15 protein-coding genes are annotated in these 15,826 nt (G+C 56.7%); 7 read left to right on the top strand and 8 right to left on the bottom strand.

Annotated elements, in window-relative coordinates; all coding sequences use genetic code 11:
• Window positions 1-33 precede the first annotated feature (33 nt).
• On the bottom strand, window positions 34-2,190 hold the full coding sequence (scpA, locus tag B9Z51_RS13950; RefSeq protein ID WP_108375699.1) for a methylmalonyl-CoA mutase: 2,157 nt from the start codon (window positions 2,188-2,190) through the stop codon (window positions 34-36).
• Between the two features lie 189 nt (window positions 2,191-2,379).
• On the opposite strand from scpA, the gene B9Z51_RS13945 reads away from it, so the two are divergent.
• Window positions 2,380-3,015 (top strand): GntR family transcriptional regulator, encoded by a 636-nt coding sequence (locus tag B9Z51_RS13945; RefSeq protein WP_108375697.1) that lies wholly within the window; start codon window positions 2,380-2,382, stop codon window positions 3,013-3,015.
• A 1-nt stretch (window position 3,016) separates the two neighbouring features.
• Here the strand turns inward: B9Z51_RS13945 and dusA are convergent, their stop codons facing one another.
• Window positions 3,017-4,018 carry a tRNA dihydrouridine(20/20a) synthase DusA gene (gene dusA, locus B9Z51_RS13940; protein ID WP_108375695.1) on the bottom strand — a complete coding sequence of 334 codons (1,002 nt, stop codon included), beginning with the start codon at window positions 4,016-4,018 and terminating at the stop codon, window positions 3,017-3,019.
• Between the two features lie 99 nt (window positions 4,019-4,117).
• On the opposite strand from dusA, the gene B9Z51_RS13935 reads away from it, so the two are divergent.
• Both B9Z51_RS13935 and B9Z51_RS13930 read left to right on the top strand, forming a co-directional pair.
• Entirely contained in the window at window positions 4,118-4,543 is a 426-nt protein-coding gene (locus B9Z51_RS13935) for an NfeD family protein (protein ID WP_108375693.1), read from the top strand.
• A 28-nt stretch (window positions 4,544-4,571) separates the two neighbouring features.
• Window positions 4,572-5,492, top strand: coding sequence for an SPFH domain-containing protein (locus tag B9Z51_RS13930; RefSeq protein WP_108375691.1), 921 nt, complete (start codon window positions 4,572-4,574; stop codon window positions 5,490-5,492).
• Between the two features lie 87 nt (window positions 5,493-5,579).
• Here the strand turns inward: B9Z51_RS13930 and phbB are convergent, their stop codons facing one another.
• From phbB to phaC, 3 genes are all read right to left on the bottom strand, one after another.
• On the bottom strand, window positions 5,580-6,317 hold the full coding sequence (gene phbB / locus B9Z51_RS13925; protein ID WP_108375689.1) for an acetoacetyl-CoA reductase: 738 nt from the start codon (window positions 6,315-6,317) through the stop codon (window positions 5,580-5,582).
• 121 nt (window positions 6,318-6,438) lie between these two features.
• Window positions 6,439-7,620: an acetyl-CoA C-acetyltransferase gene (locus tag B9Z51_RS13920; RefSeq protein ID WP_108375687.1), complete on the bottom strand. Its 1,182-nt coding sequence runs from the start codon at window positions 7,618-7,620 to the stop codon at window positions 6,439-6,441.
• Between the two features lie 23 nt (window positions 7,621-7,643).
• Window positions 7,644-9,362 carry a class I poly(R)-hydroxyalkanoic acid synthase gene (gene phaC, locus B9Z51_RS13915; protein WP_108375685.1) on the bottom strand — a complete coding sequence of 573 codons (1,719 nt, stop codon included), beginning with the start codon at window positions 9,360-9,362 and terminating at the stop codon, window positions 7,644-7,646.
• A gap of 37 nt (window positions 9,363-9,399) precedes the next feature.
• Here phaC and B9Z51_RS13910 point away from each other — a divergent pair, with 37 nt between their 5' ends.
• Window positions 9,400-9,756 carry a hypothetical protein gene (locus B9Z51_RS13910; RefSeq protein WP_369959260.1) on the top strand — a complete coding sequence of 119 codons (357 nt, stop codon included), beginning with the start codon at window positions 9,400-9,402 and terminating at the stop codon, window positions 9,754-9,756.
• Here the strand turns inward: B9Z51_RS13910 and pgeF are convergent.
• Window positions 9,673-10,344 (bottom strand): peptidoglycan editing factor PgeF, encoded by a 672-nt coding sequence (gene pgeF, locus B9Z51_RS13905; protein WP_369959258.1) that lies wholly within the window; start codon window positions 10,342-10,344, stop codon window positions 9,673-9,675. The two genes, B9Z51_RS13910 and pgeF, sit on opposite strands and share 84 nt — an antisense overlap.
• 244 nt (window positions 10,345-10,588) lie before the next feature.
• On the opposite strand from pgeF, the gene aat reads away from it, so the two are divergent.
• The 3 genes from aat to B9Z51_RS13890 are packed head-to-tail and all read left to right on the top strand — an operon-like array spanning window position 10,589 to window position 12,921.
• On the top strand, window positions 10,589-11,356 hold the full coding sequence (aat, locus tag B9Z51_RS13900; RefSeq protein WP_108375679.1) for a leucyl/phenylalanyl-tRNA--protein transferase: 768 nt from the start codon (window positions 10,589-10,591) through the stop codon (window positions 11,354-11,356).
• Window positions 11,353-12,090: an arginyltransferase gene (locus B9Z51_RS13895; protein ID WP_108375677.1), complete on the top strand. Its 738-nt coding sequence runs from the start codon at window positions 11,353-11,355 to the stop codon at window positions 12,088-12,090. Before aat ends, B9Z51_RS13895 begins: the two co-directional genes overlap by 4 nt.
• 51 nt (window positions 12,091-12,141) lie before the next feature.
• On the top strand, window positions 12,142-12,921 hold the full coding sequence (locus tag B9Z51_RS13890; RefSeq protein ID WP_108375675.1) for an IclR family transcriptional regulator: 780 nt from the start codon (window positions 12,142-12,144) through the stop codon (window positions 12,919-12,921).
• 78 nt (window positions 12,922-12,999) lie between these two features.
• Here the strand turns inward: B9Z51_RS13890 and B9Z51_RS13885 are convergent, their stop codons facing one another.
• Window positions 13,000-14,076: a serine hydrolase gene (locus B9Z51_RS13885; protein ID WP_108376023.1), complete on the bottom strand. Its 1,077-nt coding sequence runs from the start codon at window positions 14,074-14,076 to the stop codon at window positions 13,000-13,002.
• Window positions 14,077-14,201: 125 nt separating this feature from the next.
• Window positions 14,202-15,740, bottom strand: coding sequence for a 2-isopropylmalate synthase (locus B9Z51_RS13880; protein WP_108375673.1), 1,539 nt, complete (start codon window positions 15,738-15,740; stop codon window positions 14,202-14,204).
• Between the last annotated feature and the right edge of the window lie 86 nt (window positions 15,741-15,826).

Below are 15,826 nucleotides of genomic sequence, written 5' to 3'. Positions count from 1 at the left end.
TTGTGATACCGTATTACTGTATCACAGGCAACTTCAAGCCAAAGCCTTCTTGATCTGCTCCAGCACATCCTTGGCGCTGGCCGGGATCGGGGTACCGGGGCCGTAGATGCCTTTGACGCCCGCGTCGTACAGCATCTCGTAGTCTTGGCGCGGGATCACGCCGCCCACGAACACGATGATGTCGTCCGCGCCCTGCTTTTTGAGCTCGGCAATGATGGCGGGCACCAAGGTCTTGTGTCCTGCGGCCAGGGTCGACACGCCCACGGCGTGCACGTCGTTTTCAATCGCCTGGCGAGCGCACTCTTCGGGCGTCTGGAACAGCGGCCCCATGTCCACGTCAAAGCCCAGGTCAGCGTAAGCGGTGGCGACCACTTTGGCGCCCCGGTCGTGGCCGTCCTGACCCAGCTTGGCGATCATCACGCGGGGGCGACGGCCGTTCTGGTCAGCGAACTCGGCGATTTCTTTTTGCAGTTGTTCCCAGCCTTCGGCCGAATCGTAAGCGGCAGCGTACACACCGGTCACCTTTTGCGTGTCGGCGCGGTGGCGGCCAAAGGCCTTCTCCAGCGCGTCGGAGACTTCGCCCACGGTGGCCCGCAGGCGGATGGCTTGGATCGAGAGGTCGAGCAGGTTGCCCTGGCCGGACTCGGCTGAAGCGGTCAAAGCGTCCAGAGCGGCTTGCACCTTGGCGCTGTCGCGGCTGGCGCGGATGGCCTTGAGGCGTTCGATCTGGCCGTCGCGCACTTTGACGTTGTCGATCGACAAAGTGTCCACCAGGTCTTCTTTGGCCAGCTTGTACTTGTTCACGCCGACGATGACGTCTTTGCCGGAGTCGATGCGTGCTTGCTTTTCAGCGGCGGCGGCCTCGATTTTGAGCTTGGCCCAGCCACTATCGACGGCTTTGGTCATGCCGCCCATGACTTCGACTTCTTCGATGATCGCCCAGGCCTTGTCGGCCATCTCTTGCGTCAGGCTCTCCATCATGTATGAACCGGCCCAAGGGTCGATCACGTTGGTGATGTGGGTTTCTTCCTGGATGATCAGCTGGGTGTTGCGGGCGATGCGCGAGCTGAATTCGGTGGGCAGCGCAATGGCTTCGTCCAGCGAGTTGGTGTGCAGCGACTGGGTGCCGCCAAACACGGCCGCCATCGCTTCGATGGTGGTGCGCACCACGTTGTTGTAAGGGTCTTGCTCTGTGAGCGACCAGCCCGAGGTCTGGCTGTGCGTGCGCAGCATCAAGCTCTTGGGGTTCTTGGCGTCAAAGCCTTTCATGATGCGGCACCAGAGCAGGCGGGCGGCACGCATCTTGGCGATTTCCAGGTAGAAGTTCATGCCCACAGCCCAGAAGAAGGACAAGCGGCCCGCGAAATCGTCCACGTCCATGCCCTTGGCAATGGCGGTCTTCACATACTCTTTGCCGTCCGCCAAGGTGAAGGCCATCTCAAGCGCTTGGTTAGCCCCGGCTTCTTGCATGTGGTAACCCGAGATCGAGATCGAGTTGAACTTGGGCATGTTCTTGGCCGTGTACTCGATGATGTCGCCAATGATCTTCATCGACGGCTCGGGCGGGTAGATGTAGGTGTTGCGCACCATGAACTCTTTCAGAATGTCGTTCTGAATGGTTCCGCTCAGTTTGTCTTGCGAGACGCCCTGCTCTTCGGCGGCGACCACATAACCAGCCAAAACCGGCAGCACCGCGCCGTTCATGGTCATCGAGACCGATACCTTGTCCAGCGGGATCTCGTTGAACAGGATCTTCATGTCCTCGACCGAGTCGATGGCCACACCGGCCTTGCCCACGTCGCCTTCCACACGGGGGTGGTCGGAATCATAGCCTCGGTGCGTGGCCAGATCGAACGCGACCGAGACGCCCTGCCCGCCTGCAGCCAAGGCCTTGCGGTAGAAAGCGTTGGACTCTTCGGCAGTCGAAAAACCGGCGTATTGGCGGATCGTCCAGGGGCGCACGGCGTACATGGTGGCCTGCGGCCCGCGCAAGAAAGGCTCAAAGCCCGGCAGCGTGTTGGCGTAAGGCAAATTGGCCGTGTCTTCGGCGGTGTAAAGCGGCTTGACAATGATGCCGTCGGGCGTCTTCCAGTTCAGGGCAGAGACATCGCCACCGGGGGCAGATTTGACCGCTGCTTTTTGCCAGGCTTCCAGGTTGGAAGCATTGAATTCAAAGGATTGGGACGACATGGCTCACCACTTTCGAGACAAAAATAACTTGTGCTGATTTTGGCAGCCCATGGCTGCCTACCGGCTTACAAGTACCGTGATTCATAATTATTGATGCAGAATATTTTAACCCGCTTACAATTCGGCATCTGAAATGCCTGTCAAGCCCACCTTGACTGAGCCCGTTCTGCACCCCTGATCAAGCACACGATGTCCGCCCTGTCACTCGCTCCACGCGCCCTGTATGAAGAAGTTGCCGAACTGCTGCGCCAGCGCATCTTTGCGCGCGAACTGGAGCCCGGCAGCTGGATCGACGAGTTGCGCATTGCCGAGGCGCTGGGCATCAGCCGCACCCCGCTGCGTGAAGCCCTCAAAGTCCTGGCCGCCGAAGGTCTCGTGACCATGAAAGTGCGCCGGGGCGCCTATGTCACAGAAGTCAGCGAAAAAGACCTGCGCGACGTCTACCACCTGCTGGCCCTGCTCGAGTCCGACGCGGCCCGCGTGGTGGCCCAACGCGCCAGTGAGGCACAAATGGCCCAGATTCAGACCCTGCATCAGGACTTGGAAAAAGCGATGGACAACCGAGACCGCTTTTTTGAGATCAACGAAGCCTTCCACATGCTGCTGATGGACATTGCCGATAACCGTTGGCGCGACCAAATGGTGGCCGACCTGCGCAAAGTGATGAAGCTCAACCGGCACAGCTCCTTGTTCAAAGAGGGCCGCATTGAGCAATCACTGGCCGAACACCGTGAGATTGTTCAAGCGCTGGCCGCGCGCCAAGCCGAAGTGGCCGCCGAGCGCATGTCAGCGCACTTCATGAACGGCTTGCAGGCCGCCCAATAAATCAGTCAGTAACCACCGCGCCCCTGGCCAATGCGGCGCGCGCCAATTGCCAGACTTCACGCGGCGGCAAGGGCTTGAGCTTGTGGTCGCTCCAGACTTGTCGCCACAAACGGCCACCACGTTGCCCGTGGTACAGCCCCAACATGTGCCGTGCAATGGCGTACCAAGGGCAGCCGTCTTCGGCAAAGGCGCGCTCCATGTAGGCCACCATGGCCTCTTCCACCGCTTCACGGCTGAGCACTTCATGCGTGTCATCAAAAAACGTGGCGTCCCAAGTGCCCAGAAGCCAAGGGTTGTAGTACGCCTCGCGGCCAATCATCACGCCGTCGGCGTGCTGCAGATGCAGGGCAATTTCTTCGTTGGTCTTGATGCCGCCGTTCACGGCGATCAGCAGCCCCGGAAAGTCTTGTTTGAGCTGATAGGCCAGCTCATAGCGCAGCGGCGGGATTTCGCGGTTTTCTTTCGGGCTCAGCCCGTCGAGCCAGGCGTTGCGGGCATGGACGATGAACACCTTGCATCCGGCATCGCTCACCGTGCCCACAAAGTCGCGCACAAAGTCGTAGCTTTCGATGCGGTCGATGCCAATGCGGTGCTTGACCGTGACGGGCACATCGACCACGTCGAGCATGGCCTTCACGCCATCGGCCACGGTGCGCGGCTCGTTCATCAGGCACGCCCCAAAAGCGCCGCGCTGCACACGGTCTGAAGGGCAGCCGCAGTTGAGGTTAATCTCGTCGTAACCCCACTCTTGCCCCAACTTGGCCGCGTGCGCCAAATCGGCGGCGTCACTGCCGCCCAGCTGCAATGCCACGGGGTGCTCTTCGGCGTTGAAACGCAGGTGCCGCTGCACACTGCCGTGGCGCAAGGCACCTGTGGTCACCATCTCGGTGTAAAGCAAGGTGTGGCGGGTAAGTAGGCGGTGGAAAAAACGGCAATGCCTATCTGTCCAATCCATCATGGGGGCCACAGACAAGCGCCAGCGTTGGGGTTCAGGAAATTGCATGGGGGTTGATTATCCTTGCCCAGCCCGATCCCTTCGCGCCACAGTGCCGGGCAAACAGGTAGCATGCGGCATCGGAACATCCAATTTCAGGGAGTACACATGAACGATGCAACGATTTGGTGGCTGGTGACCGGGGGCCTGGTGGCCGCCGAACTGATGTCTGGCACCTTTTATTTGCTGATGCTGGCCATTGGTGCGGTGGCGGCAGCACTGGCTGCACACATGGGCACAAGCTTGAACACACAACTGGTGACAGCCGCCCTGATCGGCGGTCTGGCGGTGGTGCTGTGGCGGCAAAAAAGCCTGCGCCGCGAGGCGCAAGCCCCAAGCGCGCAGCACCTGGACATTGGCGAAACCGTAGAAGTCGTGGCCTGGGATACTCAAGGCACTGCTCAGGTCAAACACCGGGGAGCCAACTGGACAGCCATTTACTCATCGGCACATTCACCATCACCCGAGCCATCACCTGGCACACACCGCATCCAAGCCATTCAGGGCAGTCGCCTGGTGCTCGAAAAAATCTGATCACTGTTTTACAAAAGGGAGTCTTCGCATGGAAATCGCCATTCTTTTTCTGGTCATCGCCGTCTTGTTTGTCATCAAAACCGTCAAGGTCGTGCCCCAGCAGCATGCCTGGGTGGTGGAGCGTCTGGGCAAGTACCACGCCAGCCTCACACCCGGCCTGAACTTTGTGGTGCCCTTTGTGGACAACGTGATCCAGAAGCACAGTCTGAAGGAAATCCCGCTGGATGTGCCCAGCCAGATATGCATCACGCGTGACAACACCCAGCTGCAAGTCGACGGCATCCTGTACTTCCAGGTCACCGACCCGAAATTGGCCAGTTATGGCTCGTCCAACTACATCATGGCCGTGACGCAGCTGGCACAAACCAGCTTGCGCAGCGTGATCGGCAAGCTGGAGCTGGACAAGACCTTTGAGGAGCGCGACATCATCAACGCTCAAGTGGTCGCCGCCATCGACGAAGCGGCCCTGAACTGGGGTGTCAAGGTGCTGCGCTATGAAATCAAGGATCTGACGCCGCCCAATGAAATTCTGCATGCGATGCAGTCACAAATCACGGCAGAACGTGAGAAGCGCGCCCTGATCGCCGCCTCCGAAGGCCGCCGCCAGGAGCAGATCAACATCGCCACAGGCGAACGAGAGGCCTTCATCGCCCGCTCTGAAGGCGAAAAACAGGCGGTCATCAACAAAGCGCAAGGCGAAGCCGCCTCCATCACCGCTGTGGCCGAAGCCACAGCGCAGGCCATCGAACGGATTGCCTCAGCTATCCGTCAACCCGGGGGCGAGCAGGCCGTGCAGCTCAAGGTGGCCGAGCAAGCGGTGCAGGCCTTCGGAAAAGTGGCGCAAGACGCCAAGACCACCCTCATCGTGCCGGGCAACATGACCGAGGTCTCGGGGCTGATCGCTTCGGCCATGCAGATGGTGGGTGCAGGCAAAAGCGGCGGGCACTAAAGCTTGTGCGACAGACACAAAAAAACCCGCCTAGGCGGGTTTTTTTGTGGGCGAAGCCCATGCACATTTTGCCCAAAGGCAAGGGCATCAGCCCATGTGCAGACCGCCGTTGACCGAGAAGTCAGCGCCAGTGGCGTAACCGCCCTCTTCGCTGGCCAGCCAGGCGATGATGGAGGCGATTTCGCTGGGCTTGCCCAAGCGCTTGACGGGCACGGTGGCCACGATCTTTTCCAGCACATCAGGACGGATGGCGTTGACCATGTCGGTACCGATGTAGCCAGGCGACACGGTGTTCACAGTCACGCCCTTGGTGGCCATCTCTTGGGCCAGGGCCATCGAGAAACCGTGCATACCGGCTTTGGCAGCCGAGTAGTTGGTCTGGCCAGCCTGGCCTTTTTCGCCGTTGACCGATGAGATGTTGATGATGCGGCCCCAGCCTTTTTCCACCATGTCGGCAACCACTTGTTTGGTCACGTTGAACATGGAGTCCAGGTTGGTATTCATCACAGCATCCCAATCGTCACGGCTCATCTTCAGGAACATGCGGTCCTTGGTGATGCCAGCGTTGTTGACGAGCACGTCGATGCTGCCGTGCTCGGCCTTGGATTTACCGAAGGCTTCCACAGTGGAATCCCAGTCACCGACGTTGCCCACCGATGCGTAGAACGTGAAGCCCAGGGCTTTTTGCTCGTCCAGCCATTTGTTGAAGTCCCGGGTTGGGCCGCAGCCAGCAATGACCTTGAAACCTTCTTGATGCAGACGCTGGCAAATCGCGGTTCCGATGCCGCCCATGCCACCTGTGACGTAAGCTACTTTTTGACTCATGGTTGTCTCCTTGTTATGAGTGAAGTGGATAAAAAAATTCAGTGCACCCGCTTCACACGCACCTGCTGGCAGCCCTTGATGATGGGCAGTGCGTCAGCCAGGGCATGCAAACGGTAAATCATCAGACGCGTTCGACGGCCAGCGAAACCCCCATGCCGCCGCCAATACACAACGCAGCCAAGCCCTTGTTGGCCTGACGACGCTGCATTTCGTGCAGCAAGGTCACCAAAATGCGGCAACCGGACGCGCCGATGGGGTGACCGATAGCGATCGCACCGCCATTGACGTTGACCTTGGCCGGGTCAATGTCCAGCGCTTGGTTCACGGCGCAAGCTTGCGCGGCAAAGGCTTCGTTCAACTCGAACAAGTCCACGTCAGCAGCTTTCCAGCCGGCGCGGGCCAGGGCCTTTTGCGAAGCAGGCACGGGGCCCATGCCCATGTGGGCGGGGTCCAGACCGCTGGTGCCAAAGGCGGCAATGCGGGCCAGGGGCTTGAGGCCCAGGGCAGCAGCTTTCTTGGCGCTCATGACCATCACGGCGGCAGCGCCGTCGTTGATGCCTGAAGCGTTGCCAGCGGTGACGCTACCGGCCTTGTCAAAGGCTGGGCGCAGACCGGCCAGCACTTCTTCGCTGGTTTTCTTGTTGATGAATTCGTCGGTGTTGAACACCAAGGCATCGCCTTTGCGCTGAGGAATGAGCACATCGACGATTTCGTCCTTGAACTTGCCCGCTTCTTGGGCAGCAGCCGCTTTGCGCTGGCTGCCTGCCGCCAGGGCATCTTGCATTTCGCGTGTGATGCCATGGGCCTTGGCCACGTTTTCGGCGGTGATGCCCATGTGGTACTGGTTGTAGACGTCCCACAGACCGTCCACGATCATGGTGTCGGTCATCTTCCAGTCGCCCATGCGCTGGCCGTCGCGGCTGCCATTCAGCACATGCGGGCTGGCGCTCATGTTTTCTTGGCCGCCAGCGATCACGATTTCGCTGTCGCCCCAGGCCACGGCTTGCGCGGCCAGCATGACGGCTTTCAAGCCCGAGCCGCACACGGCGTTGATGGTGAGTGCAGGTGTTTCCTTGGCCACACCGGCTTTCATCATGGCTTGGCGGGCGGGGTTTTGGCCCACGCCTGCGGCCAGCACCTGGCCCATGATGACTTCACCAATGGCGTCTACAGGCAAACCGCTGCGCTCGAGCAAGCCCTTGATGACGATGCTGCCCAGCTCGGTGGCGGGGGTTTTGGCGAGCGAGCCACCAAACTTGCCCACGGCGGTGCGGGCGGCTGAAACGATGACGATGTCTTCCATGTTTGTCTCCAATAAAAAATCAATCAGGCCTTGGCCTTCACATAACGGCCAGGGGCCGCCTCGATGGCTTTGAACTTGGCGCCCTTGCCATAAGTTTTGGGTGCGGCAATTTGCTTGCCAGCATGACCCTTGAGCCAATCCGACCAATCGGTCCACCAGCTGCCAGAGATTTCCTTGGCGCCGTCGATCCACTCGTTGACATCGGCCGGGAACTGACCATCCTCACGCAACCAATGGCTGCGCTTTTTCGCAGCAGGCGGGTTGATCACGCCAGCGATGTGGCCGGATGCCCCCATGACAAAACGCTTTTTGCCAGGCAGCACCTGGGTGCTGGCATACGCACCACCAATGGGCACAATGTGGTCTTCGCGTGATCCATAGACGTACACGGGCAAATCAAGTTTGCGCAAGTCAATGGCCGCACCGCACACCTTGGTTTTGCCCGGCTTGACCAGGTTGTTTTCCAGATAGGTGTTGCGCAAGTACCAGGCGTAGAAAGGACCAGGCAAGTTGGTCGAGTCGCTGTTCCAGTACAGCAGGTCGAATGGAGGCGGTGTTTCGCCCTTGAGGTAGTTGCCCACGACGTAGTTCCAGACCAGGTCGTTCGGGCGCAGGAAGCTGAAGGTCGAGGCCAGATCCTGGCCTTTGAGCAAGCCGCCTTGGCCCATTTGCATCTCGCGGAACTTGACGAAGTTGTTGTCAATGAACACATCCAGGATGCCGGTGTCTGTGAAGTTGATCAGCGTGGTCAGGAACGTGGCACTGGCCACCGGTTTTTCTCCACGCGCGGCCAACACAGCCAGGGCATTGGAAAGGATGGTGCCCCCCACGCAGAAGCCCAATGCATTGATCTGGGGCGCGCCGGTGATGCCTTGCACCGTCTGGATCGCCTTGATCGCCGCATGTTCGATGTAGTCGTCCCAGGTCTTGTCCTGCATGGACTCATCCGGATTGCGCCAGCTGACCACGAAAGTGCGGTGGCCTTGACTGACGGCATAGCGGATCAGGGAATTTTCAGGCTGGAGATCCAGGATGTAGAACTTGTTGATGCAAGGCGGAATCAGCAAGAACGGCTTTTCGTAAACCTTGGCGGTCAAGGGTTTGTATTCGATCAACTGGAAAAATTCGTTCTCGAACACCACAGCGCCTTCTGTGGTCGCCACGTTCTTGCCAACTTCGAACAAACTTTCATCGGTCATTGACACATGGCCCTGCTGCATGTCGTGCACCAGGTTCTTCACACCTTGGGCAATGCTCTCGCCCTTGGTTTCTACGGCTTTACGCTGAGCTTCTGCATTGAAGGCCAGGAAGTTGCTTGGGGCCGCTGCTGCCACCCATTGCTCAATGGCAAAACGAATTCGGCTGCGCGTTTTGGCATCCGCATCCACCGCATCGGCCAGGCCCATCAGGGTGCGTGCGTTGAGCAGGTAAGTTGCCGCATTGAAGGCCGCCACCGGGTTGGATGCCCAGGCCTCGCCCGAAAACCGACGGTCTTTGACTTGCAGGCTGTTGTGCAGGCTCTGATTCCACAACTCGGAAGCGTCCTTGAAGTACTGCCCTTGCAAGGTTTGAAGCTTTTCGGGGGAAAACTTCAACTGAGGTGCACTCTCGGCAGCATCGGGCTTGAAACCGCCCAGATCCATGGTTTGGAAGTGCTGCATGGCCTGCCCCCAGCTTTTGGTCAAATTTTGTTGAAACCCCTGGCTCATTTGGGTCCAGAATTCGGGGGAAGATGCGTTCATGGGTTGTCTCCTGAAATTCACGTTTTTTTAGCTTCCGATGAATCAAGTATCTTTCACTTTGATGTCGCCTAAATTACAACTTGAAAACAAAATGTATTTGCTCGTTATTGCGTGGCTTTATGTCACGCTTCTGATGGGGTTGGCCGAAGCCTTTAGTTCCCAAGGAACGATTCTCGGAGCCGTCATCACGTTCCTCTTGTATGGCGTGCTGCCCATGTCACTGGCGATGTATCTGATGGGCACGCCTTTGCGTCGTCGTGAAATCCGACGACAAGAGGCACATCAACAAGAACCGAATTCCTCTTGTGCGTCATCTGTCGAGCCAGATGCAGGCAGCCATTCGCCCACTGTGGCCCAGGATCGGACTGTCCCTTCTGTGCGAAAAGAACCGTGAAGCCTGCGATGCGGTACACCAGGCGGGCTGGCTGTTGTTGCCAAAAATTTGCGTGATTCCCATGCGCTGCAAGCGCCTTCTGGCCAAGCCTGCCAAATCGGCCAGAAATTTGCCATTCGTGGTCGGCGTAAAACATGCATGCGCGTCAGAGTCGTTACCGCAAAATGCCTCTTTCACTTCGGCCCCCACTTCAAATGCCTGAGGCCCGATGCAAGGCCCAAGCCAAGCCAGAATATCTCGAGCCTCACTGGAGGGGGTGGACTCCATCAGCCGTTCAAGGACGCCAATACCGTGCTGCCCCGCCAGTCCTCGCCAACCTGCATGCGCCGCAGCCACCCATTGCCCCGAGGAATCACACAGCAAAACCGGCAAGCAATCGGCAACCATGATGGTGCAGACCCTGTCAGAACGGTCTGTGATGCAAGCATCTGCAGCGACATCATCGGACAGCGTGGGGTCCAGAAAAACCACATCGACCCCATGCACCTGACGCAAAAAAACGGGTTTGCTCCCCGTGGCCTGCGCCAAGCGATCTCGATTGATCAAGACATCCGAGTCTGTATCTCCAACATGGTCCCCTAGATTCATGCTGTCCCATGGCGGCGAAGAAACACCCCCATGGCGATCGGTCATGAGTGCCTTGACACGGGCCGGTGCAGGCCATTCAGGGCGTAACCAGTTGGCGGAAAAGTCAGGCAATGGAAGGTCGGTGCTCACAAATCAAGGATCGGGAAAGTCTTGGGCAACATCAAGCCAAAAGGATAAACCCAAAAAAACAATGGTTCACCCCTCAATCGCATCAGCCGTCTACTTTTATTGTGTAATCAAAAATATGGAAAAAGCTCAGCACGCACCGGAGTTGCCCTGGATTGAACCCGGCAAGCCTTTGCCGTGCGCAACCTCGGCTTGGAATGCTTTGTCACCCGCACCCGGTTTATTGGCCGCCAGCAAACACTTGACGGCAACACGTCTGCACGAGGCCTACAGCCAAGGCATATTCCCCTGGTTCAGCATGGGCCAGCCTGTACTCTGGTGGAGTCCTGACCCCCGCATGGTGCTTCATGCCTCACGATTCCGATTTCACAGATCTCTGAGACAAACACTCAAGCGTTGGCTGCTGCACCCAGACTTTGAATTGAGCTTTGACCGCGCTTTTGGACAAGTCATTCGGCGATGCAGCCAGGCCCCCAGAGCGGGCCAAAAGGGCACCTGGATCGTTCCTGCCATGATTTCGGCTTACGAGGAATTTCACAGACAAGGACATGCGCACAGCGTAGAAGTCTGGCTGGACGGTGAACTGGTGGCTGGTCTTTACTTCGTGGCACTGGGCCATGCCGTTTTTGGTGAATCCATGTTCACCACATTGACCGATGGCTCCAAAATGGCGCTGGCCACCTTGGTCAGTGTTTGCCTGAAACACGGCTTGCCCACTATAGATTGCCAACAAAACACCCCGCACTTAGCGTCCATGGGCGCCCAAGAAATGCCCCGATCAGATTTTGTGCAGCTGATCCAAAATGAGCAGATCAAACCCAACATTTCCTGGGCTGATCAAACTTTAAACTGGCATGCGTTGACGGCTTTCAACCAGACACCGTGACCCATCTCAAAGACCTTCACCTGCTGCCACTTCAGTTCTATGCAACGGCTGCTTACGCATGCAGTTATCTGGTGGACCGCTCTGCGCGTTCTCAGGTAGCGACGCCCAGCCATCTGATTCATAACGAGGTTTACTCGGATCTGGTTGAGCAAGGTTTTCGCCGCAGCGGTATGTTCACTTACCGACCCTACTGCGACAGCTGCCAAGCGTGCATGCCTTTGCGAGTCAATGTGGCAACATTCACGCCGGACAGAAGTCAGCGTCGCGCTCAGCAATTGCATCAGCACTTGAAAGTCCGCGTTCTTGATTTGCAATTGGATGCGGAGCACTATGCTTTGTATTTGCGCTATCAGAACACCCGCCATGTGGGTGGCGGAATGGATCAGGACAACGTCGATCAATACAGCCAGTTTTTGCTACAAAGTCGCGTCAACTCGCGCTTGATCGAATTTCGAGAACCCGCTGAAGACGGCGGATTGGGTCCACTGAAAATGGTCAGCATTGTGGACATTCTCAATCATGGTCTTTCTGCGGTTTATACCTTTTATGAACCGGACGATCAGGCCAGCTATGGCACCTATGGTGTGCTTTGGCAAATTCAGCAAGCTGCTCAGTTGGGATTGCCGCATGTCTATCTGGGCTATTGGATTGAAAGCAGTCCCAAAATGAATTACAAATCCCGGTTCCAACCTTGTGAAGTCAGGATTCAAGGACTATGGCAAGTGATGCCTTGAAAATACACATATTTTTCACAGTGTAAAATTCAATCGTATTTATCCCACACGATGAAAAAAGACACAGCCCTTCCACAGACCCCGACCATTCAAGTCATAGAACGGATGTTCTCTTTGATTGATGTGCTTGCCTCACGGGAAGAAGCCATCTCACTCAAGGAAATCAGCGAAAAAACAGGCCTGCACCCCTCAACTGCGCACCGTATTCTCAATGATTTGGCAACTGGCCGGTTTGTCGACCGCCCGGAAGCAGGCAACTACCGCCTGGGCATGCGGCTACTGGAGCTTGGGAATTTGGTCAAAGGCCGCTTGAATGTTCGTGATGCGGCACTTACGCCTATGCGCGAGTTGCACAAACTGATCCAGCAACCCGTGAATTTAAGCATGCGCCAAGGCGATGAAATTGTGTACATTGAGCGCGCTTACAGCGAACGATCAGGTATGCAGGTAGTGCGAGCCATTGGGGGCCGAGCCCCATTGCATCTGACCTCTGTGGGCAAACTTTTTTTGGCTGCAGACGATCCTCTGAGGGTTCGCTCATACGCCAGCAGGACGGGCCTGCCAGGTCAAACACGCAACAGCATCACCCAACTGCCTGTTCTCGAACGGGAGCTGTCACGCGTCAAGCAGTACAGCATTGCACGCGACAATGAAGAACTCGAACTTGGCGTGCGCTGCATTGCCGCAGGTATTTACGATGACCAAGGCAAGTTACTGGCCGGTTTGTCCATCTCGGCACCAGCAGACCGACTCGATGAAGGCTGGCTGCCCAAACTGCAAGCCACCGCCCGAGAAATTTCCACCACACTGGGATACCACGCGGAGCGTTAAGCCTTGCGTGTTGCGTGTTCCAGTGAAACCCATGAGAAAAGGCCCCGCAGGGCCTTTTCTCATGGATCAACGTCATCATCATCCGGGCTGGCGATTGTCCAACGCCAAATGTTTGATGCCCGACATGCCGGGTGATTTTTCAACCCAGCGACGTACCCTCTCCGCATCAGCAATTCGACTGAGTTTGCCTGCCGAATCCAGAAACACCATGATCAATTTGCGCCCAGCCACCTGAGCCTGCATCACCAGACATTGTCCAGCCTCAGAGATGTAACCCGTCTTCTGGATGCCAATATCCCACTGAGGGCTTTTGACCAAGCGATTGGTGTTGTTGTATTGCAATGTGCGACGGCCCACCTCAATCTCGCGACCATGAGAAGTCGACAATTCCCGCAGCACGGGCTCCTTGTAAGCTGCCGCGACCAATGCAGCCAGATCCTTGGCACTCGACTGATTGCGGCTGGACAATCCCGTTGGCTCGACGTAGCGGGTATCCGTCATTCCCAAAATTTTGGCCCGTGCATTCATTCGTGCCACGAAAACATCCAGTCCACCCGGAAAAGTCCGACCTAAAGCATGAGCCGCCCGGTTTTCACTGGACATCAATGCAAGATGCAACAAATCCCCTCGGCTGAGCACCGTACCAACCGCCAAACGTGAAGAACTGCCCTTTTCGGTATCCACATCGTCCTGAGTGATCGTGATCATCTCAGACATGGGCAAATCGGCATCAGAAATAACCAACCCTGTCATTAATTTGGTCAACGACGCAATGGGCAACACAGCTTGGTCATTCTTGCGAAACAACACTTCCTGAGTATCCTGATCAATCACCAAGGCCACGCTTGAGCGCAGATCCAAAGGGTCAGATGTGGTGTGCAATCCAGCCATTTGCCCAAATGATGCCTGCAATGGCATGGCAGCAATACGAGATGAGACGAAAGTTTTGCTGCCTGCGCTATTGAACCGCGTCTTTTTAATCGCTTTATGTTCCGCAACCATTGCATGCTTTTTGAGGGCTCCATGATGAACGCTCGTTTGAGCAACTGCAGGAGACGTCAGCGCAAGACTCCACAAACCAGCGGAGATGAGAGGCACAAAAGCAAGCCCCAAAAATCGGGACGAAAAAATAGAATGAGCTGATTTGGAACGCATGGGCAGCATCGACTGGAAATGAATACGTGGATTGTGCCCCAGAGTTTACTCAAATAAAAAAGTCGCGCAAGAACAATAACTTGCGCGACTTTTTTGATGTCAACAATTACCTCCAAAGGATTCAATTACCCTTGCGCAGCAACCCGATCCGCCTTGCTTTGGAGTTTATTGAGCGCACTGAGGTAGGCCTTGGCCGATGCCACCACGATATCAGGATCCGCCCCAACACCATTGACCACTCGGCCACTGTTTTGTAAGCGCACCGTCACTTCACCTTGGCTTTCGGTGGATCCGCTGATGGCATTGACCGAATAGAGCACCATTTCAGCACCGCTCTTGATATGGGACTCAATCGCCTTAAGTGAGGCATCGACTGGACCATTGCCATCCGATTCTGCGCGGACTTCTTGTCCATCCACGGTAAACACCACCGTTGCATGGGGGCGCTCACCGGTCTCGCTGTGCTGAGACATGGAAACAAAACCATACTGCTCTTTGTCGGCAGTCACACTCTCATCACCCACCAGGGCCAGAATGTCTTCGTCGAAAATCTCACTCTTGCGGTCAGCCAATTCTTTGAATTTGGCAAAAGCGTTGTTGATTTCAGTTTCACTGTCCAAAGTCACGCCCAAGTCTTGCAAACGCTGCTTGAAGGCGTTGCGACCACTCAGCTTGCCCAGAACAATCTTGTTGGTGGTCCAACCCACGTCTTCGGCGCGCATGATTTCGTAAGTGTCGCGCGCCTTGAGCACGCCATCCTGGTGAATGCCCGATGCGTGCGCAAACGCATTGGCGCCCACCACAGCTTTGTTAGGCTGAACCACAAAGCCGGTCGTCTGGCTGACCATGCGGCTGGCGGCCACGATGTGGCTGGTGTCAATGCCGACATCCAGACCGAAATAGTCGCGGCGTGTTTTCACGGCCATGACCACTTCTTCGAGCGAGCAATTACCTGCACGTTCACCCAAACCATTGATGGTGCACTCGACCTGACGAGCGCCGCCAATCTTGACACCGGCCAGCGAGTTGGCAACGGCCATGCCCAAGTCGTTGTGGCAGTGCACAGACCAGATTGCTTTGTCGGAGTTCGGAATGCGTTCGCGCAAGGTCTTGATGAACTGGCCATAAAGCTCAGGGACGGCGTAACCCACCGTATCGGGCACATTGATGGTGGTGGCCCCTTCTGCGATGACGGCTTCCAAAATACGGCACAGGAAGTCCATGTCGCTACGGTAACCGTCTTCAGGACTGAATTCGACATCGCCGACCAGATTACGGGCAAAACGCACCGATTGCTTGGCTTGCTCAAACACCTGATCAGGGGTCATGCGCAACTTCTTTTCCATATGGAGTGGCGACGTGGCAATGAAGGTGTGAATACGCCCGCTGTTGGCCCCCTTAAGGGCTTCGGCAGCGCGAGAAATATCACGGTCATTGGCGCGTGACAAAGAACAAATGGTGGAATCCTTGATGGCGTCCGCAATGGTCTTGACGGCTTCAAAGTCGCCATTGGAGCTGGCCGCAAATCCGGCTTCGATCACATCCACGCGCAAACGCTCCAGCTGGCGCGCAATACGCAACTTCTCGTCGCGTGTCATGGACGCACCGGGCGACTGCTCGCCATCGCGCAAAGTGGTGTCGAAAATAATCAATTTATCAGTCATGTTCACTCCTGGTCAGATACCCGCAAGTCAAAGCAAAAATGCAAAAGGCCCGTTGCGGATGGCATACGGGCCTTTTGGGAAAATGT

It is taken from the genome of Limnohabitans sp. T6-5 (assembly GCF_003063315.1).
Classification (GTDB): Bacteria; Pseudomonadota; Gammaproteobacteria; order Burkholderiales; family Burkholderiaceae_C; genus Limnohabitans_A.
Note: the sequence above shows the minus strand (reverse complement) of the source record. Positions and strands in the feature narration are given on the sequence as shown.